The organism is Prevotella sp. E9-3 (genome assembly GCF_022024015.1).
Lineage (GTDB): Bacteria > Bacteroidota > Bacteroidia > Bacteroidales > Bacteroidaceae > Prevotella.
Genome location: NZ_CP091786.1, coordinates 1 through 21,149 on the forward strand (window position 1 = coordinate 1; position 21,149 = coordinate 21,149).

General features: G+C 47.5%; 13 protein-coding genes. 5 read left to right on the plus strand and 8 right to left on the minus strand.

What is annotated here, in order from left to right:
• Positions 1 to 466 precede the first annotated feature (466 nt).
• Together nadA and L6475_RS00010 are read left to right on the plus strand one after the other, a co-directional pair.
• Positions 467 to 1,468: a quinolinate synthase NadA gene (gene nadA, locus L6475_RS00005; protein ID WP_237821272.1), complete on the plus strand. Its 1,002-nt coding sequence runs from the start codon at positions 467 to 469 to the stop codon at positions 1,466 to 1,468.
• An 11-nt stretch (positions 1,469 to 1,479) separates the two neighbouring features.
• Entirely contained in the window at positions 1,480 to 3,066 is a 1,587-nt protein-coding gene (locus L6475_RS00010) for a phosphoethanolamine transferase (protein ID WP_237821274.1), read from the plus strand.
• Here L6475_RS00010 and L6475_RS00015 read toward each other — a convergent pair.
• The 6 genes from L6475_RS00015 to leuS all read right to left on the minus strand — a co-directional run bounded on the left by L6475_RS00015 (position 2,986) and on the right by leuS (position 13,673).
• Positions 2,986 to 4,032, minus strand: a complete 1,047-nt coding sequence (locus tag L6475_RS00015) for an acyltransferase family protein (RefSeq protein WP_237821276.1) — start codon at positions 4,030 to 4,032, stop codon at positions 2,986 to 2,988. The genes L6475_RS00010 and L6475_RS00015 overlap by 81 nt on opposite strands.
• Complete coding sequence (locus L6475_RS00020; RefSeq protein WP_237821278.1) at positions 4,029 to 6,728, minus strand: CotH kinase family protein; 2,700 nt, start codon at positions 6,726 to 6,728, stop codon at positions 4,029 to 4,031. Before L6475_RS00020 ends, L6475_RS00015 begins: the two co-directional genes overlap by 4 nt.
• A 63-nt stretch (positions 6,729 to 6,791) precedes the next feature.
• Entirely contained in the window at positions 6,792 to 8,864 is a 2,073-nt protein-coding gene (locus tag L6475_RS00025) for a Por secretion system protein (protein ID WP_237821280.1), read from the minus strand.
• Between the two features lie 108 nt (positions 8,865 to 8,972).
• Entirely contained in the window at positions 8,973 to 9,755 is a 783-nt protein-coding gene (gene rdgB / locus L6475_RS00030) for an RdgB/HAM1 family non-canonical purine NTP pyrophosphatase (RefSeq protein ID WP_237821282.1), read from the minus strand.
• 150 nt (positions 9,756 to 9,905) lie between these two features.
• Entirely contained in the window at positions 9,906 to 10,817 is a 912-nt protein-coding gene (locus L6475_RS00035; protein ID WP_237821284.1) for a YitT family protein, read from the minus strand.
• Between the two features lie 3 nt (positions 10,818 to 10,820).
• A complete protein-coding gene (gene leuS, locus L6475_RS00040) occupies positions 10,821 to 13,673 on the minus strand; it encodes a leucine--tRNA ligase (protein ID WP_237821286.1) in 2,853 nt (950 codons plus the stop codon).
• Positions 13,674 to 13,883: 210 nt separating this feature from the next.
• On the opposite strand from leuS, the gene L6475_RS00045 reads away from it, so the two are divergent.
• Both L6475_RS00045 and L6475_RS00050 read left to right on the plus strand, forming a co-directional pair.
• Positions 13,884 to 15,623, plus strand: coding sequence for a DUF6359 domain-containing protein (locus L6475_RS00045; protein WP_237821288.1), 1,740 nt, complete (start codon positions 13,884 to 13,886; stop codon positions 15,621 to 15,623).
• Positions 15,624 to 15,707: 84 nt separating this feature from the next.
• The gene (locus tag L6475_RS00050; RefSeq protein WP_237821289.1) at positions 15,708 to 16,238 is read left to right on the plus strand and encodes an RNA methyltransferase; all 531 of its coding nucleotides are present in this window, start codon (positions 15,708 to 15,710) and stop codon (positions 16,236 to 16,238) included.
• Between the two features lie 120 nt (positions 16,239 to 16,358).
• Here the strand turns inward: L6475_RS00050 and L6475_RS00055 are convergent, their stop codons facing one another.
• Both L6475_RS00055 and L6475_RS00060 read right to left on the minus strand, forming a co-directional pair.
• A complete protein-coding gene (locus L6475_RS00055) occupies positions 16,359 to 17,408 on the minus strand; it encodes a glycosyltransferase family 9 protein (protein WP_237821291.1) in 1,050 nt (349 codons plus the stop codon).
• A 153-nt stretch (positions 17,409 to 17,561) separates the two neighbouring features.
• Positions 17,562 to 18,173, minus strand: coding sequence for a DUF4254 domain-containing protein (locus L6475_RS00060; RefSeq protein ID WP_237821293.1), 612 nt, complete (start codon positions 18,171 to 18,173; stop codon positions 17,562 to 17,564).
• A 143-nt stretch (positions 18,174 to 18,316) separates the two neighbouring features.
• On the opposite strand from L6475_RS00060, the gene mutS reads away from it, so the two are divergent.
• Entirely contained in the window at positions 18,317 to 21,106 is a 2,790-nt protein-coding gene (gene mutS, locus L6475_RS00065; protein ID WP_237821295.1) for a DNA mismatch repair protein MutS, read from the plus strand.
• Positions 21,107 to 21,149: the final 43 nt, after the last annotated feature.

Sequence of the window (21,149 nt, forward strand, 5' to 3'; positions counted from 1 at the left end):
TCAATTGCGCAATAACCACCGTTCTATTGAAACACAACCACCGTTCCATTAAAACACAACTATTCGGTGAATATTTTGTATTGAATAGTGAACTTTAAACTGTAAACAGTGTGGATAACTATGTGAATAACCGTGTGGATAAATTGTGAATTATAAAACCACCCCCCTGTACAAGTGGATATGCACCGAGTTATACAACGCTTTTTCACCACTTTTCCACTAAATTTTGCAAGAAAAAGATATAAACTTATTAACTTTGCACCTGAATAGAGAAATGGTGCATAAGTATTGCATCGTGCTCATTTTCAAAGAATAAGAACTGACAGGTAGTGTGAATAACCCGGAACTACGGGTGGATATCGTTTCAGGCAAGAAAAAAGCCAAAAAGTTTTACACTTATCCACGCACCATATACACTATCATTTTATTTTTTAAAAAGAAAAAGAAAGAATAAAAACATAATGAGATGTTGACAACAGTGAAAACAGAGTGGAAGAACCAGGGTTTCATTGACGAGCCCTTCGAAGGAAATAATGAGGCGCTGAAAGCGGCCATCAGAAAATTGTGTGACGAGAAGAAAGCCATCATCTTGGCACATTATTATACCGTAGGCGAAATACAGGAAGTAGCCGACTTTATAGGCGACTCGCTGGCATTGGCCCGTAAGGCCGCCAATACCGATGCGAAAATCATCGTGATGTGTGGCGTGCATTTCATGGCCGAGACCTGTAAACTGTTGAGTCCTGAGAAAATGGTGCTCTGTCCGGATCTGAATGCCGGTTGCTCACTGGCCGACTCGTGCAAGGCTGAGGACTTGAAGAAGTTTAAGGACGAGCATCCCGGCTATCAGGTGGTATCGTATGTAAACACCACTGCCGCCGTAAAGGCGCTGACCGATGTGGTGGTGACCAGCGGTAATGCGAAGAAGGTGGTTGACCAGTTGCCTGAGGATGCCAACATTATCTTTGGTCCCGACTACAACCTGGGCAATTATATCAATGAGGTGACAGGCCGTAAGATGCTGCTGTGGAATGGCGGTTGCCATGTGCACGAGCGCTTCTCGCCTGCTGCCATTATGAAGTTGAAAGCTGAGTATCCCAAGGCCGTTGTGATGGCTCATTTGGAGTGTAAGGGTCCGGTGCTGGCTATGGCCGATGTAAAGGGCTCTACAGCCGACATGCTGAAGTATGCCCAGAGTCATGGCGGACAACAGTTTATCGTGGCCACAGAGGCCGGTATTCTGCACGAGCTGCAGCGCACCTGTCCCGACTGCGAATTTATTCCTGTACCGCCAGAAATCACCGAGAGCGGCCTGGAGTGTTCGTGCAACGAGTGTCAGTACATGAAGATGAACACGCTGCTGAAAATCTACAACACCCTGAAATACGAGTGGCCCACGGTCGATGTTGATCCAGCCATTGCCCAGGATGCCGTGAAGCCCATTCAGAGAATGCTGGAGCTGAGCTGAATGAAATGCTATTGAAAACAATCATACGCTATACTAAAGTTTGGAGACTGTTGCTTTTGGTGACAGTCCTTACTTTATTGTATGGTGTACTGTTTCTGCCGAGTGAGTTTACCTCGATGCCCTCTGCAGGGTTGCAAGATTTTCTGATGATAGCCTATTTCTGGGTGATAACCGAATTAGGCATTTTCGGCCTACTCCTGCTGTTGAGCCTGAGCAGAAAGTTGTTTGCCGTAGCTTTCCCCCTGCTTACCATCCTCTGCGGCGTGATGACCTACTATCGGTATGTGGCGCATGTTTCGCTCACTCCCATGATGATTGAACTGCTGCTGGTCAACGATATGCGCACTGATATCGATGCCATCAGTCCTGTACTCATCGTGGTATTACTGGCAATCATCCTGTCAACCGTAAGCGTTGTGTGGTACAGATACCGGCGGTTAGGAGCCTTGCGCGGCATCAGAAAATGGGTTGTGTTCACTGTGTCAGGCATACTGATGGTATGGCTGTCGAACTATGTGCTGCCCTATAATGTTGAAGTGAAATTGCGCATGCCCTTCTCTTTCTATTACAATTTAAGTGAATACTTAGAGAGTGAGCGGCAGATCATGACTGAGCGCCCCCAGTTGGCCGAGGATGCCGAGTGTATGGCCGACTCGCTCCTGGTGGTATATATACAGGGAGAATCACTGCGCAGCGACCACCTTCAACTGAACGGATATCAGCGCAACACCACTCCCCTACTCTGCAACGAGCCTAACGTGGTTTCGCTGCCCAATGTGCATTCACACTATTCCTATACCCATCTGAGTGTTCCCTACCAGTTGACCCGTGCCGATAGCATTCATCCTGAACGGGCCCGTACAGAACAGTCGCTGATATCGGTGCTCAAGCGTGTGGGTTATCGTACCAGCTGGTTGTCGAATCAGGATAAGGGCACCACCTTTTCCTATATGATAGGTGAGTGCGACACCGTGGTATATGCCAACAGAGGAGGAGCAATAGCACTCTTCGATGCCTGGCTGGACGGCGATTTGCTGCCACTACTCGATGAAGAGCTTCAGCAAGGGAATGCCGCAGGTCAGCGACAGTTTATACTGTTGCACACCATTGGTTCGCACTGGTTCTACAACAGTCATTTCAATGCCGCATCACAACATTTTCAGCCTTTGGCCGAACATCGAGTGGTTTTTAATAATAGCAATGAGTCGCTTGTCAATTCCTATGACAATACGATAGTATATAGCGACTGGTTCTGGCACGAGGTTATCGACCGTATTCGCCATCGGAAGGCATTATTGATTTATCTTTCCGACCATGGAGAAAGTCTTGGTGAGGACGGTCATTACTGGCATGGAGCCGATCTGCCACAAGAAATGTGTCCCGCTTGTTTTGTGTGGTATAGCAACCGCTATGCCGAAGCTTATCCAGAGAAGATAGCCGCCCTGAAAGCCAACAGCACGAACAATTATGGCGACGAGTTGCTGTTCCACTCGCTGCTGGGCGGTGCCGGCATCCGTTCAAGCGTTCTTCTTGATTCGCTGAATATTTTCAGTAATCACTCGTTGACAGCAGCCCAACAGGCGGTCAATGAGCAGTGATAACGCCAGGCCTATTACCACATAGGCTGTTAATGCCAGAAGACTGTGATGGTTCTGGTGAAGCGTTACGTCATCGAGTGTAGTAAACTGAATATTGTTGAATCGCAGCCACAAGAACGACATGATGTCATAGATGATATAGTGGAATATGAATATAGGCATGGTATGCCGGCCTATATACAACAGCGGTTTCAACAGTTTTGTAGAGGATAGTCGTCTGGATAATTCCATGACCATGAAAATGCCTATCGGAGCAATAATACTGTAAGGTACAATTTGTTCAAGCGTTATATCTACCATACCATGGTCTATATAGCATGCTGCAACGATAAGGATGATTGCTCCTATGCCTATTTTAAAGTCGCTCAGCTGTTTTCCGACCACTGACCTGCAGCAGTAGCCGAGCATATAGAAATAGAGCGCCAGAAAGACTAAAAAGTATGATTGTTGAGCCGCCAGCATCATAGCTCCCAGTAATGGCAGTATCAGCGTGAGCGAGCGTTCGATGGTTTCTCTATGACTTTTGAACAACTTGGTAGTTGTAAAATGAATGAACAGAAACAGCAGCGATGCAAGCAGTAAGTATCTGATGAACCATAGCTGACCCAGGTTCTGTTCAGTTTTACCTAATAAAAGATATTGACCGGTGCGGCTGATGATGTCCGGCCAATTGTAGGTGTTGTCATAGAACTGATGGTAGGCCAGGAAATTGTGAAAGCACATAAAGATGAGGTTGTACTTCACAAAAGGCCACCACAATCCTTTCATTCTGTGCCATACGAATGTTTTCTTTTCGTCCAGGTATTTCTCTTTGAAGCAATAGCCGCTGACAAAGAAGAAAAACGGCATGTGGAACAGATATATGAAATTAAAGACATATTCATTCGGACCGGCATGTCCAATGAGCATCAGTATAATGCAGACAGCCTTTCCTATAGAGATAGTATTACTCTGTTCAGCAGTCATGGGTTATAAATGATTTTCTTGCCATTCTTGATGATGATGCCACGATAGGAATGTTCGTCAACGGGCTGTCCGAGCAGATTGACGGGTTGCTGACGGGTAGTTGTCTGTTTGGTGGATATGTCTATCGTAGAGGAGGTAGGAATGCTTAGAATGGCCTCGTTCATCCATTTTTCCCTTTGCGAAAGCCATTGTTGCATCTCCTCGATGTTCTGTTGAACTGAGGTATTGTCGTAATCACCCCAACGAGCGTATTCTAAAGGCCGTGAGCGCTGAATAGCCTGGGCGGTGGATGATTGTTCAAAATCATCGAGAAAAGCGCTCAGACGCTCGAAAATATACGCGGAGAGTTCTTTGTAGCGTTCTACATAGACGTCGGAAAAACTATTGTTATTGTTGTTGAACAATCTGTTATAATAGAAATAATTATCGGTATGTATGCGTGACCATTTGTCTTTATGGCTCATAATCGAGCCAAAATCCCATAGAGTGGACATCTGAAGCAGTGTTTCATCGGAGTTATCGTACTTGGTGAGGTAGAGATTGGAACCACCGCTGTCACGAGTTCCTAAGATATCATGAGCCAGAAGCCACGAAGCCCATGAGTTAAGGTCGATATATTCTTCGAAATTACCATTATCTATGGCTGTTTCAAAATTGTTCAGATAGTTGGTGATATACTCCAACTGCTCGGGAGTGATATCTTCCGGTTCCGGATATTTGAAAGTGAACTCCTTGTTTTCCTTATCGGTTTTAAAGAATAGGTCTTCATTCCACCAGTAGGCATCGCGTTCAATAAGATAACCTGTTTTCTTATCTACATTGATACGGCAGTCGGCATTGCGCTTCACTTGTTCTATGAGCAGATAGATGCCGCGGTAGTCATTGTTTACAATAAGGTTCAGATATTGCATGGCGGGTGTCCAGGGCATCCCGACCAGTTCGTTTACTTTATAGCCAAACAGGGTATAGAATACGTCGCCTTCGGTAAGCAGTACCCAGTTCTTGTCGTAATAGCTGGAATCGCCTCTGTTCAGTAGGTCGTTTTTCTTTTCCAGTTTCAGTTTGAAGGGTTTTTTCTCAGAATAGTAGGCACTGGTGTTGCCACGTATTTTCAAGGTCATGCCGCTCTGGTCTTTCAGGTATTCGCCACTGTCGAAGATGGTGTCGCCCATCAGGGTGAGCACACAACGGCCCGGCACTTTGGTGGTGTTGGTGGTGGTGATGCCCCATTCACCTTCTGGAGCGAAGGCATAGTCGCAGGTGGGTTCCTCGCCGTTGACGGTGGTGATGGAGAGAACGGGAAGACCTAAAGCACTGATTTTACTGTGTATATCTTCGGCCTGAACACTGGAAGAAAGAAGCAGAAGCAGGACGGAGAGGTTTGTTTTCTTTCCAAATAGTTGAGTGAATGCCTTGTTCTTCCAGTTTTTCATGGCTAAGAATGTTGCGGCCATGATGAATATCCAAGGCATGAAAGGCGATTTGAAGCGGGTCTCGCCATGCATCACAAGGGTGAGAATCAGGGTGCCGCCAACGATGATGAACAGAGGTAGTGCCAGTTTCTGAAATTCGCCTTGAAGAGTCAGGCTGATGATGCCCATTGCAGCCATCAGCAACAGTAATCCATAAAAAATCATAGTGAACAACGCCATCCATTGGGCAAAGCTGAGTGTAGAGGCTTCGCTGAGCAAATGGCGGAACGGCAGTGTGATATAGTTGTCTTCGGCATGTTCTTTGTGACTGAGGAAAACAGGCAGGTTGTCGTAGTCGCTCTGGTACATATAGTAGATGCGACCGGGAATCTTCTTCAAGTATTCCACCTTGTGGTTCTTTAGCCAGTCCATGCTGCGCTCTTGCCAGATGCGTTCGCACTCAAAGCAGTCCAGTAGCTGGTGGTTTTCGATATAGCGCGGATAGCCTTCCGGCCAGATAGGCTGTCCCCAATGGGGAGCCACCTCGGCACCGTCATAGCACTCATCGACCATGGAAAACCATAATGAGCGGGCCTGATAGACGAAATGGCCGGTGCGCATATAGGTGCTGCTGCCCACCACGATGATGAAACTGATATAACCGCCAAGCATCAATAGGAAGGGGCGCCATGATTCTTTCTTCAGTGTGACAATGGCATAGACGGCCAACGCCAGTACCATGATGGTTGCTGTGGGGCGAAACCAATTGCCAAAAGCCAGGACAAGACCTGAGAGGATGAGGAGTTTCTTGTTTTCTTTCCAAGAAGAAATGTTGGAGGAAACTGCTTTGATGAACAGGAAAACAGCCAGCAGTGAGAAGAAGTCGGATGGTATCTCACTACTGATCATCGTGCTTTGTCCCCAGTTGTTGGGATAGAGAATGTATAGCAGGATGGCGATAACGGCTGTCTTGTGATTGAACAGTTTTCTGCTCACTTGTCCAACAAGCCAGGCTGTTCCCGCTTTCATCAAGCACATCAGTAGCAGCAATGGAATGATTGAATTGCTGAGCAGGAGTGAAAGGGCGGTAAGGTTGATGATGCCGATGTTCCAGATGAACGGCAGATCATCATAGTGCATCAATGAGATAGTTGGGTAAGGCTGTCCTTCAGCCAAACATACCCTTGCCAGTTCCAGATACCCTTCCCCATCATTGGTCGGGGTATAGCCGAACACCAGCCATACCACAAGCAGCCAAACGAAGTAGGCTACAGAAAAATTCAATAATGTTCTCTCACCCCTCAATTATGAACTATGAATTATGAACTATGAATTATAAATTATGAACTACCTCACCACCGCCACTTTAGCCACTACGCCGGCCTTGCCATCGCTGGTGGCAGTAGCAATCATATAAACACCTGAGGCCACACGGCGACCCTGAGTGTCGCGACCGTTCCAGGTAAACGTGCCACCATTTGAACGGCCCTGAGCCACCAGACGACCGCTGACGGTGAGAATCTTCACATCGGCATCGAACGACAGGCCACGAATGGTAATCAGTCCGTTATAGCCCGAAGGAACAGGATTTGGGAAGGCATAGACATTGTCTTTTGTCATAGTCTCTACAGCCGATGTGGCATCGCCCATATAACTGCAGAGGCCAGAAGAAGTTCCTATATACACCTCGCCGGTCTCATCGTTCACGGCCAGACTCTCGATAGTGTTGGAGAGAATGGGTGAGTTGTCGGTAGTGAAATGGTTCACCTCGGTCATGTTATCGGCTGAGATAAGGTAAACGCCCGATCCTTGGGTGCCTATCCACTTACGGCCAGCACCATCAATAGCAATGGAGGTAATCACTGCACCTGTGAGCAGGTAGTCGGCAAAGTCGCTGCCATCATTGCGGGGCACCTTGACCTGAGTCACTGTATTATCGTAGGTATCGGCTATCTGTTCTTGATTGAACATAAACAGACCTTTGTTTGTGCCCAACCAGATATTGTTGTCCATATCTTCTTTCAAATAAAGAGGAGTGGCATCGTAGGATGTACCATCCTGATTGATGAAAGGACTGATGATATTTTTGTGGAAAGTCTCTGACTTTGGGTCAAAACAATAGACGGAAGGTATAATCCAGTGGTAGTTGAGGAACCACACATAGCCACGACTGTCGCAAACCACTTTCTGAAGGCCTTTCAATCCTTTTTCGCCATCAATAAGTTCTTCGGGGTTGTAAGTGGTCCACTGGCCGTCTTTGCCGAGTTTTAAAATGGTGGCCTTACGTCCGCCCGCATTGACCATCCAGAGGTTACCGTCTTTATCGAAATTGATGCCTTCTACAAGGTTGTAGTTTTTGGCATTGAAATGACTATTGCCAAGGGTTGAGGAAAGGGGACTGTTGTCGATGGTGTATTCTTGAACGAATTGATTGTCTTTGAACTCATATAGACCTGTTTTTCCAGATACAAAAAAACGGCTGGGATCGGTAGGGTCTATATCGATGTCGAGTGCATCCAAATACTCATGGTTAGTTTTCTCTGCTACATCCTCACCCAATAATTTCCATTCATTGCCTTCCAGTATCTGAATAGTGGCAGGCCTGTATAATTCCGAGGCACAGTTGTAACCGCCGCCAACGGTATAGAGTTTACCGTTGATATAGCGCATCATACCGAAGTTGTTGTAGCGGGGACCGTCGGGGTTCAGTGTCTTCACCAGTTCGATATACTGGTTGTAGTCGGTATTGGTTACATCGAAAATACCTTCGGGAACGGTGGCAGCTGTGGTCCAGTTGTGCGGATCGATCAGGTTTTCAGACAACTGGGCAGTGAGTGTGCCGGCATTGGTCTTGGCATAGATAGCTTCATCCTTGATGCCCACAGCGGTGATTTCCTGATCCAGGATATAGCTTTCGGAAATCTCGTTTCGTTTCATGTTCAGTTTCACAATTCCGAAGGCTGTGCTGAGGTAGGCATATTCATGATAGATATAGATGCTGTTCACCTTCTTGCTCTGAGTCATCGTCTTCAGATAGTATGAACCGATGTTGAACACCTCGTCGTTGGACATGAGGAGGTCGATATTGTAATTGTCGTAGAGGATGAGCAGTTTCTGGACTGTCGGGTTCCAGGCAATCATTTCGATATAGGTATCGCTGAGTTGGCGAATCTTGTCGTAGGTCTGAAGGGTTGCATCGTTCAGATTATAGGAATACAGACCGTTGGAGGCTCGCACGTAGAGGCGTTCGCCACCCTTTACTATCTGTTGCACCTCGTTGTAGGCCATATAGGCTCGCCAACTGCCTGTCTGGGCATAGGAAGTTGAAAACTGAAAACTGAAAACTGAAAATTGCAGACAGCAGACGGTCAGCAATAGTGTTTTCTGAATCAACTTTCTAAGATTGTTTAGTGTAATCATACTTTTTAATAGTTTTTGATAGTTCCTATAGTTTCTATAGTTCCTATAGTTTGCCCATTAAGCCCATATCGCCCATTAACCCCATCAAATCCCTCATCAAATCCCCCATCACCCCTCTCCTCTCAGGAATTCACAGAGTTTCTGTGTAGCTCTGGCACGATGACTGATCTTGTTTTTGATGTCAACACCCAGTTCGGCAAAAGTCTTGTCGTAGCCATTGGGACGGAATATTGGGTCGTAGCCAAAGCCCTCTGCCCCACTCCGTTCACGGGTTATCTCGCCATCGACGATTCCTTCAAACAGATGCTCCTGTTTGATGGACGTGCAGCCACATGGACACACATCTTTCTTTTGTATTAACGCAATAACAGTGCGAAATCGTGCCTTACGGTTGTTATTTTCTCCTAAATCGTTGAGCAACTGGGTCATATTGGCCTCGCTGTCGTGGCTTGCAGGAGGGGTGGCTTGTTGGGTTTGTTGGGTTTGTCGGGTTTGTTGCGACTCAGTCGCAACATACTGGACGGCGGCCTTCTGAGCGGCGGCATAGCGAACGGCGGCATAGCGGGCACTAAACACTCCTGGTGCACCATTGAGGGCCTCTACCTCCAGACCGGTGTCGTCGGCAAAACAGGGAAGGTGGTAGTGCTCCCATACATAGCGGGCCTTCTGGAGGGCATTCTCTTCAAGGGTGTTGCCGGTTTCAGGAATATCGACATCGCAGCCGATGTCCTTCAATGACAGTACTTCTATCTTATCGCCCAGAATGGCCTGTATCTCCGACAGTTTGTGGGCGTTGTTGGTACAGAATACGAGCCTACCCACAGCCCCTCCCGAAAGAAGGGGGGATTTTTGAGTCAGTTCGCCTATTTCTTGATTTATATTTTTGTCCATTTTTCTATTCTATCTTTAAATTTATTCCTCCTATTCTATCTTTTTACTCCCTCCTTTCGGGAGGGGTTGGGGGTAGGCCTTTCTCCCCTCCTTTTGGGAGGGGTTGGGGGTGGGCCCTTCTCCTCATGGTCGGGGCTAGGTGTGGGCCCTTTACTTTATCCTATCAAACCCTTCACCGAACACACCGATAACGGCGCTCTGCGATACAAAGGCCTGGGGGTCGATGGACTTGATGATGCGGAAGATGATGGCACTCTCGTTCTTCTTGGCAAGGATACAGAGCACCTTGCGTTCATGACCGGTGTACCAGCCATGACCGTCGAGAATGGTGACACCGTGGTCCAGCTCCATACCAATGGCATTGGCTATCTCCTGCCATTTCTTTGAGAATATCATGAACTGGACAGACTGGCGCTGACGGTTCATGAGGAAATCGAGCATGAAGTTCTCGATGACCATCGTACAGAGGCCGAACACCACCATATAGGCACGCTGCAGCATGTCGCCAAACTGCGGGATGAGCAGACACGAGCCAATGATAATCAGGTCGATGAAGGCAAGTACGGTGCCTAAGCTGACATTGCGGAACTTGTTGACCGAGGCGGCAATGATATCGGTACCGCCGGTAGAGCCGTTGTTCAAGAACACGATGCCCAAGGCAGAACCTGTCATGGTACATCCCAGGATGAGCGACATGAAGTTCTGTCCCTCACCCAGAATCTTGATGAAATGGCCTTCTTCATCGCGTGGAAGAAGAGTCTGGAACAATCCTAACAGGAATGATAGCATCAGGATGGCATAGATGGTCTTGGACAGGAATTTCCATCCTAGTATGCGCAGGGCTACTGCCAGGAGTGCCACGTTGATAATCAGGTAGGTGTATTCCAACTGAAAACCAGTGGCGTAATAGACGATAGCTGAAATACCGGATACTCCGCCCGTTACAATCTCGTAGGGCATGAGGAACACGGTAAAACCAAAAGAATACAAAAGGAGGCCCAGGGTTATGAATACATAATCCTGTACCTCCTTGAGAATGAGTTTATGATCTAATGAATTCATTAACTACTTAACCACTACGTTCACCATACGTTTGGGAACGATGATTACCTTCACGATCTGCTTGCCTTCCACATACTTGGCAGTGCGCTCGTCGCTGCGTACAGCGGCCTCGATAGTGGCGTTGTCGGCATCGGCAGGGAACTGAATCTCAAAGCGGGTCTTACCATTGAAGGCTACACCCATCTTCACCTCACTCTCTACAAGGTAAGCCTCGTTCCATTCAGGCCACTGGGCATCGCAAACAGAGCCTTCTCCGCCAGCCATCTCCCACAGCTCTTCGGCCATGTGGGGGGCGAAAGGAGCAATGAGGATGATGAGGGTCTTCATCACTTCGATGTTCTTGCACTTCAGTTGACTGAGCTCGTTGGTACAGATCATAAAGGCCGAGATGGCGGTGTTGTAAGAGAAAGCCTCGATATCGCCAGAAACCTTCTTGATGAGCTTGTGGAGAGATTTGAGTTCCTCAGCTGTTGGTGCGGTCTCGTTTGTGGTTGTGTCACAGTTACATACAGAGCTGACCATATTCCAGAACTTCTTCAGGAAGCGGTGAGAGCCTTCGATATTGTTGGTATCCCATGGCTTTGACTGCTCTACCGGACCGAGGAACATCTCGAACAGGCGCAGGGTGTCGGCACCGTAGCGCTCAACAATCATATCGGGGTTCACCACGTTGTACATAGACTTCGACATCTTCTCGATAGCCCAGCCGCAGATGTACTTATCGTCCTCGAGGATGAACTGAGCATTGTTATACTCAGGGCGCCATGCCTTGAAAGCCTCTATGTCGAGCACATCGTTGGCAACAATGTTCACATCAACGTGGATGGGGGTAACGTTGTATTTATCTTTCAGGTTGAGACTGACGAACTTACCTTTGTCGGCACCTTCGTCCTCGATACGGTAAACGAAGTTGGAACGTCCCTGAATCATACCCTGGTTGATGAGTTTCTTGAAAGGCTCGTCCTCGCAGGTGTAACCGCTGTCGTAGAGGAACTTATCCCAGAAACGAGAGTAGATCAGGTGACCGGTGGCATGCTCAGAACCGCCTACATAGAGATCGACAGAGCGCCAGTACTCGTTCTTTTCCTTATCGGTGAGCGCCTGATCGTTGTGTGGATCCATATAGCGCAGATAGTAGGCTGAAGAACCGGCAAAGCCAGGCATGGTGTTCAGTTCGAGTGGGAAGACGGTTTCGTTGTCGATTGCTGAACAATCGACTATTGTGTTGGTCTTGGTGTCCCAAGCCCATTTCTCGGCGTGGCCGAGAGGTGGCTGTCCGGTGGCAGTAGGCTTGTATTCCTTCACTTCAGGAAGTTCCAAGGGCAGACATTCCTTTGGAATCATATAAGGCATATCGTCCTTGTAGTAAACAGGGAACGGTTCGCCCCAGTAGCGCTGACGTGAGAAGATGGCATCGCGCAGACGGTAGTTCACCTTCACACGACCGAGGTTGTGCTCAGTAACAAACTTCTTCGTGGCAGCAATAGCCTCCTTGACGGTGAGACCGTTGAGGGAGAAGCCGTCAATGGCGCTCTTGCCCTCAGCAGGACTGTTGCTTACGATACCTTCCTTGGCGTCGTAGCTCTCCTCGCTGACATCGGCACCCTCGATAAGGGGGATGATGGGCAGGTTGAAGTGCTTGGCGAAGGCATAGTCACGACTATCGTGAGCAGGTACGGCCATGATGGCACCAGTACCATAACCGGCGAGCACATATTCTGAAATCCAGATGGGGAGTTTATCGCCTGTGAAGGGGTTGATGGCGTAAGAACCTGAGAACACACCCGTTACGCTGTGGTCCATCTGGCGCTCACGCTCGGTGCGTTTCTTCACATAAGCCAGGTATTCGTCAACAGCAGCCTTCTGCTCGGCAGTGGTCAGTTGCTGAACGAGTTCGCTCTCAGGAGCCAGTACCATAAAGGTGACACCGAAGATGGTATCGGCGCGGGTGGTGAAGATAGTGAAATGCTTGTCGGAATCAGCTACCTTAAACTCCATCTCTGTTCCTTCCGAACGGCCAATCCAGTTGCGTTGAGCCTCCTTGATAGAGTCGCTCCAGTCGATAGTGTCAAGACCATCGAGCAAGCGCTGTGAGTAGGCTGACACACGGAGGCACCACTGGCGCATCTTCTTCTGCTCTACAGGATAGCCACCGCGTTCAGAGACACCGTTGACAACCTCGTCGTTGGCCAATACAGTGCCCAGTGCAGGACACCAGTTGACCATTGTTTCGGCCAGGTAGGCTATGCGGTAGTTCATGAGCACTTCCTGCTTCTTCTTCTCAGAGAAACCAGCCCATTCGGCAGCGGTGAAATGCAACTCCTCGGTACCCTGAGCGCCACAGTTTTCAGTACCCATGAGTTCGAAATGCTCAATGAGTTTGATGATGGGCTGTGCCTTCTGTGACGATGTGCTGAAATAGCTGCGGAACATGCGCTGGAAGGCCCACTGTGTCCATTTGTAATATCCGGGATCGCAGGTGCGCACCTCACGGCTCCAGTCGAACGAGAAACCAATCTTGTCCAACTGCTCGCGATAACGATTGATGTTCTGTTCGGTGGTGATGGCAGGATGCTGACCGGTTTGGATGGCATACTGCTCGGCGGGCAGACCATATGCGTCGTAGCCCATAGGATTCAGCACATTGAAACCTTTCTGGCGCTTGTAGCGGGCGTAGATATCAGATGCAATATATCCCAGCGGGTGACCCACATGAAGGCCTGCACCACTGGGATAAGGGAACATATTAAGTACGTAGAATTTTTTCTTCTTGCTGTCTTCAACTACACGATAGGTGCCATTTTCCACCCAACGCTTCTGCCATTTCTTCTCAATGTCTCTGAAATTGTATTCCATATTGTGATGTTGATTTTTGTTTTTTCAAAAATTGAAAGTGATATAAAAATGGACTGCAAAGATACAATTTAATATTGAAATTCTCAAAAAAAATGACTAAATCCTTATCTTTTACCAATTTAAATGACTTTTAATTTTGACGTTTCAGATAAATTGTATAATTTTGCGAAAAATATCTTGCATTATTATTAACGTTTAAATCAAAAGTCTATGATTAAAAATTTACGCTTTTTTGTATTAAGTATTTGTGCTTTGTTGGCTGGCACAGCCATGGCCGGAAGTATCACTTTTGGCGAATTGGGTCTTGAGAACACTGTACAGTACACGGATCCTTTCGACGGTGGCGATTTTACTGTAACCTTCGGTGGTGGTGGTAATAACGGAAAGTATTATACTACCGGTGAGGGTATTCGTGTTTATGGTGGCGGTACGATGACCATCGCAGCCAAGGAAGGTAAGTTGAAGAATATCCTGATTACTTATGACGGCAGCAACAAACCCACTGAGGCTACAGTAGTGGATGGAGGAACTTACGATCCTGCTACGGGTCTGTGGACTGGTGATGCTTCTCAGATTGTGTTTACTCGTCCCAGCGGAAGTGGTCACTGGCGTGTTAAGAAAATTGAAATGGGCGATAACGTGGCTCCAGTAGTGGTTACAGAGGGTCAGACACCTGAGACTGCTATTACTGTTGACCGCGCCCTGGAACTGATCAATGCTTTGAACGACGGCGGCAAAACTTCTGAAAACTATTATGTGAAGGGTACTGTGACAGCAGTAACTGAAGTCTCTTCAAAGTATGGTAATGCTTCCTTCGTGATAGATGGCAAACTGACTGCTTACCGCCTCAAGGGTTTGGAAAATAAGAAAGTGACCAATGAAGATTTTATTGATGTTGACGACGAGGTTGTGGTTTATGGTCAGCTACAGAAGTATGTGAAGGATAATGTGACAACTCCTCAGGTGGCTCAGGATGGTTATGTTTATTCTGTAAACGGTAAGACCAAAGATGAAAGTGTTGTTGAGCCTACTATCGAAGGTGGTACCACTCCTGAGACTGCTATCACCGTTGAAGCCGCTGTGGCTGCTATCAACTCAATGATGAACAACCAGACTACTACGAATAGCTACTACATCAAGGGTGTTGTGACCGCCGTTGCTACAATTGATACAAGCTATGGAAATGCTACCTTCACTATCCGTTCATCTGCCGAGGCTCAAGACTCATTGCTTGTTTATCGTGCACTGGGCTTGGAGAATAAGTCAATCACCGACAGCGAACTGCTGGAAGACGGCGATGAGGTAGTGGTGTATGGTAAGTTGCAGAAGTACTTAAAAGACGAGAAGATTACTCCTGAATTGGCTCAGGGTGGCTATATCTATAGTATCAACGGAAAAACTAAGGGCGATGATAAACCTATCGTACTGGAAGGTGACGGAACGATTGAAAGCCCTTATACTATAGCCGACTTGAAGGCAATGCCTGTTCCTACTGAATCAAGTGCTGTAGAAGGTCAGGAGATGTTCTGGGTGAAAGGTTTTATAGCTGGTTCTCTGAACTCAAGCGGCAGTGAGATTTTGGAAGGTGAAAAAATTGTGGCAAGCAATATCGGTCTGGCATCTACTCAGGAAGTTGCAAGTGGCACTGAATGCATTCCTGTTCAACTGCCAACAGGTAATCTGCGTGCTGCTCTGAACGTGCTTGACAATCCTACTTATGTGGGTAAGGAAGTGCTCGTTTATGGCTATATTCTGAAGTATATGGGCAAGACTGGTATTAAGAATACGGCCGACTTCATCTTAGATGGTGAGCAGTTTAGCGCTGGTATCAGCGAGACAAAGACTGACAACCGCTTCCAGGGTGCTATCTATAACCTCCGTGGCCAGCGTGTAATGACTCCTGCAAAGGGTCTCTACATCATGAACGGAAAGAAGTTCTTCGTGAAGTAATCATTAAAAAAATAAAAAGCACCGCAGCAGATACCTTCTGTTGCGGTGTTTTTTATTTACCTTTGCACTCAAAACAATAGAACAATGCGCAAACTCCGTACTATAGAGATGAAGCGCCTTACGGTGGAAGAGTTCCGTGAGGCCGATAAACTGCCGCTTGTAGTGGTGTTAGACGATGTCAGGTCGATGTACAACGTGGGAAGTGTGTTCCGCACTTGCGATGCTTTCCGTGTAGAGAAAATCTGTCTCTGTGGCATCACCTCCACCCCACCCCATGCCGAGATTCACAAGACGGCACTGGGCGCTGAGGATAGTGTAAGTTGGCAATACTGCAATACTGCTCTCGAGGCTGTGAGGGAACTGAAAAAACAGGGCTATACGGTCTTTTCGGTTGAACAGGCGGAAGGTAGCACTTCCCTACCCTCGTTTGTGCCTGAGAAGGGCCGTAAATACGCAGTGGTGATGGGAAACGAGGTGAAAGGTGTTCATCAGGAAGTGATTGATGAGAGCAACGGCTGTCTGGAGATTCCTCAACTGGGCGTGAAACACTCCATGAACGTGAGTGTGACCACGGGAATTATCATCTATCATTTCGCGAGGGAATTGGTGCTGTGATTTTGATGGGTTTGATGGGTTTGATGGGCTGAATGGGCTGAATGGGCTGAATGGGCTGAATGGGTTTGATGGGTTTAATGGGCCCATTAGACCCATTCAGCCTATTAGCCCCATTAAAAATCAAACAAACTCCACTATTTTTTCCACTACCCTCTCCGGGGCGATGCCGCAAAGGCAGGCATAATCGCCACGCAAGCAGGGCTTATTGCCGTAAATGCTGCACGGACGACAGTCTAAACTGCTGACTTGTAGTGAGTTGTTAACACTCTGCCCCCACCCCATGAAACCAGCATAGGGATGAGTAGCTCCCCAAATACTGACCACTGGAATGCCTACAAGCGATGCTAAATGCATGTTGGAAGAATCCATGGAAACCATCACCTTGAGCTTGCTCATCAGCAGAAGCTCCTGATTCATGTCTTTGGCTATACTTGAAGCTGTAATGCAGTTGGACCATTTGGCTGTGCATTGCGCAAAGAACTCATCTTCCTGCTGACCCCTTCCAAACAGAATGATTCGGGCCTCCGGATGCGACTGTATCAACAGGTCAATAACCTTTTCCATCAGTTTTGGAGGATAGGTCTTACCACGATGTGCGGCAAAAGGAGCAATGCCTACACACGGGGATTGGAGTATCGTATGCTGGAGAATAGCCGTATGTTCAGGTGTTTCCGGGAAAGAAAGGCTCTTGAAACACAGATTTGACGGGTCGATGGGATAGCCTAAACGGGCAAACACATCCAGGTAGTTTTCGAATGGTGTGGAAAGTGGTTGCAGCACTTTACGCGGTTGACGAGCCACAAGCATCCGTCGCTGATAGCGGTGCTTGTTCAGGTGTTCTACGCGGTAGTGTCCTAAATGGAAACGCAGGCGCAGATAACCGCTGCGCAACACGTTGTGAAGGTCGGCAACAGCAGTGAACTGCTTGGCTGTGAGACGACGATAGAGGGCATTGAGTCCTTTCACTCCATGATACTCACTCTTTAAGTCGGCCGACATGAAATTGACATTGGGAGCCAGATTCTCAAAAAAAGAACGGGCAAACGGACGACTCAGAACGGTGATGCGCACTTCTGGATATTGGCGTGCTAATGCCCATATTACAGGTACTGTCATGGCTACATCGCCAAGAGCCGAAAAACGTATCACTAATAAATGGTCGTGCTGCATATTTTTTAATTGACAATTGAGAATTGAGAATTGACAATTGACAATTGAGAATTGAGAGGTGAGAACTGAGAGGTATGATAAGTTTTGCTATGAGGGCATTATGGAATACTGTGTAATCATACCTCTTATCTCTCAGTTCTCATCTCTCAGTTCTCAATTCTCACCTTTTTTATAAAGCACTGGGTTTGTGCTTGGATCGTTGTACATCTTCATCTGGCGATAAACCTTCATCACCTTACGGCCGGCCTGATAGTCATCCAGCAGTTGATCGATAGCCAGGGAAAGGTCTTTCTGCTGTTCCAACAGAACATTCAGCTTCATCAAACAACGCTCATGGTGCTCTGCATTGGCATCCTTGCGGTCCACCTGTTCCTGCATGTGGTAAATCTTCAGTGCCAGGATACTCAGGCGGTCAACAGCCCAAGCAGGACTCTCGGTGTTCAGACGAGCATCGGGTAGGGGAGTTACCTCACTGTAAACCTTGCGGAAATAGGTGTCAATCTCCTCAACAAGGTCGGTACGATCCTGATTGGAACGGTCTATACGGCGCTTCAGTGACAGAGCCTCTTGCGGATCGATATGCGGATCGCGGATAATATCTTCATAATGCCACTGAACAGTATCAATCCAGCACTTCAGATAAAGGCTGAACTCAATGCTGTCGCGTTCGTAAGGATTATGAATGGGGGTGTCAACATTGTCGGTCAAATGATAATCGGCAATGACCTGACGGAAAATTTGATTTGCTTGTTCTGTAAAACTCATATTTTGTTGCAAAAAAGTCTTGATAACAGGTAAGTGATAGTATTATCTAAGTGCAAAACTACGCAATCTTTTTTACATCTGCAACAATTCAATATTATTTTTTAGAAAAAATGTGTATCTTTGCAGTCTAAATTTCTATTGATATGGCAAAGAAAGACGGGCAGCTGACCCCTATGATGCAGCAGTTTTTCGATTTGAAAAAGAAACACCCTGATGCGGTGCTGCTGTTTCGCTGTGGCGATTTCTATGAGACTTATTGCGACGATGCTATTGTGGCCTCACGTATATTGGGCATTACGCTGACAAAACGCAATAATGGCTATAATAAAGGCGACGAGATGGCCGGCTTTCCCCATCATGCCCTTGACACTTATCTGCCTAAACTGATCCGTGCCGGAAAGCGCGTGGCTATCTGCGATCAGTTGGAAGACCCTAAACTGACAAAGAAACTGGTGAAACGCGGTATCACTGAACTGGTGACACCTGGCGTGGCTCTGACCGATAACGTGCTGAATTATAAGGAGAACAACTTTTTGGCATCAGTAGATTTCGGTCGTTCTGCCTGTGGCGTGAGCTTTCTCGATATTTCTACCGGTGAGTTTCTGGTGGGAGAGGGTACACCCGATTATGTAGAGAAACTGTTGGGCAATTTCCAACCGAAAGAGGTGCTCTACGAGCGTAACCGCCGTCAGGATTTCGAGCGGTTCTTCGGTACTCGCTATATCACTTTTCAGCTTGACGACTGGGTATATACTGAGGAAACAGCTCAACAGAAACTACTTCGCCATTTCGGGGTGAAGTCGTTGAAGGGTTTCGGTGTTGCCCATATGCATAGCGGCATCACCGCTGCCGGTGCTATTCTTCAGTATTTGGAGATGACTCAGCACACACAGATAGGCCATATCACGAATCTTGCGAGAATAGAAGAAGAGAAATACGTCCGACTGGATAAGTTTACCATTCGTTCACTCGAACTGGTACAGCCCATGCAGGAGGACGGGCGCAGTTTGCTCGATGTGGTAGATCGTACCGTGTCGCCAATGGGATCGCGACTGTTGCGCCGCTGGCTGGTTTTTCCACTGAAAGACCGTCAACCTATTGAACAACGACTGGATGTGGTGGAGAGTTTCTTCCGCGAACCGGAATTCCGACAGATTATTGACGAACAACTGCAACGGGTAGGCGACTTGGAGCGCATCATCTCTAGGGTGGCAACCGGACGTGTGTCGCCCCGCGAAGTGGTTCAACTGAAAATTGCCCTTCAGGCCATAGAACCCATTAAAAAGGCTTGCCTGATGTTAGGAAAGAAGTCTGAGAATTCTGATAGTTCTGAGAATTCTGAAGTTTCTGAGAATTCTGAATATTCTGAGAATTCTGAATATTCTGAGTATTCTGAAAATTTTGAGCTTTCTGATCTTTCTGATAGCGGCAACCATTTCTCTGGCTATTCGGCCATCCGCCACATTGGTGAGCGCCTGGAACTGTGTGAGGAGATTCGTGAACGGATAGCCCGCGAAGTAAAGCCAGATCCTCCTCAACTGGTACAGAAGGGTGGGGTGATCAGCGATGGTGTAAGTGAGGAACTCGACCAGTTGCGACATATTGCCTACTCAGGAAAAGACTACTTGTTGCAGATTCAGGAGCGTGAAGCTCAACTTACAGGTATTCAGTCGCTGAAGATTGGCTATAACAACGTGTTCGGCTACTACCTCGAGGTGCGAAATACTTATAAGGATAAGGTGCCGCAGGAATGGGTGCGTAAGCAGACGCTGGCACAGGCCGAGCGTTATATCACTCAGGAACTGAAGGAATACGAAGAAAAGATTCTCGGTGCCGAAGACCGTATCCTATCGCTCGAAGCCCAGCTGTTTGCTGCCTTGGTGGGCGATATCCAGAAGTTTATCGCAGAGATTCAGGTCGATGCCGTACTGCTGGCCCGTCTGGATGTACTCTTAGGCTTTGCCAAAACCGCCGAAGAACACCGTTATGTGCGGCCGGTAGTGGATGATTCTGAAGTGATTGATATCCGACAAGGCCGCCATCCTGTTATTGAAACCGAACTGCCCGTAGGCGAACAGTATGTGCCGAACGATGTGATGCTCGACAACGAGCGACAGCAGATTATGATGATTACCGGACCAAATATGGCTGGTAAATCGGCGCTGTTGCGTCAAACGGCTTTGATAGTACTGTTGGCCCAAGTGGGCTGTTTTGTGCCCGCAGAGGCCGCGAAAATCGGTTTGGTGGACAAAATCTTTACACGTGTGGGTGCTTCCGATAATATTTCATTAGGTGAATCAACCTTTATGGTAGAGATGACTGAGGCCTCTAACATCCTGAATAATGTTTCACCGAAGAGTCTTGTGCTATTTGATGAGCTGGGACGCGGCACTTCTACCTATGATGGTATCTCTATTGCCTGGGCAATTGTGGAGTACCTGCACGAACAACCGAAAGCGCGGGCTCGCACGCTCTTTGCTACGCACTATCATGAACTGAACGAGATGGAAAAGAATTTCTCTCGTATCAAAAACTATAATGTGAGTGTGAAAGAGGTGGAGGGAAAAGTGATTTTTCTGCGCCGACTGGAACGTGGAGGCAGTGAACACTCGTTTGGTATTCACGTGGCCGAGATAGCTGGTATGCCTCGTAGTATTGTGAAGCGTGCGAATGTCATTCTGAAACAGCTTGAAGCCGACAATGAAGGGGTAGGGAAGGCTGGTAAGCCAGAACACGGCCCCGAGGCTCGTACGGCCGCCACAATAGGCATTGCTGATAGTCGTGAGGGTATGCAGTTGTCTTTCTTCCAGTTGGACGACCCTGTACTGTGTCAGATCCGTGACGAAATTTTAGGACTCGACATCAACAACCTCACTCCTGTTGAGGCTTTAAACAAACTGAACGATATCAAAAAAATAGTTTCCGGAAAGTAATTTTCGGAAACTATTTTTTTAGGCGTATAGCTCATTTTTTTAT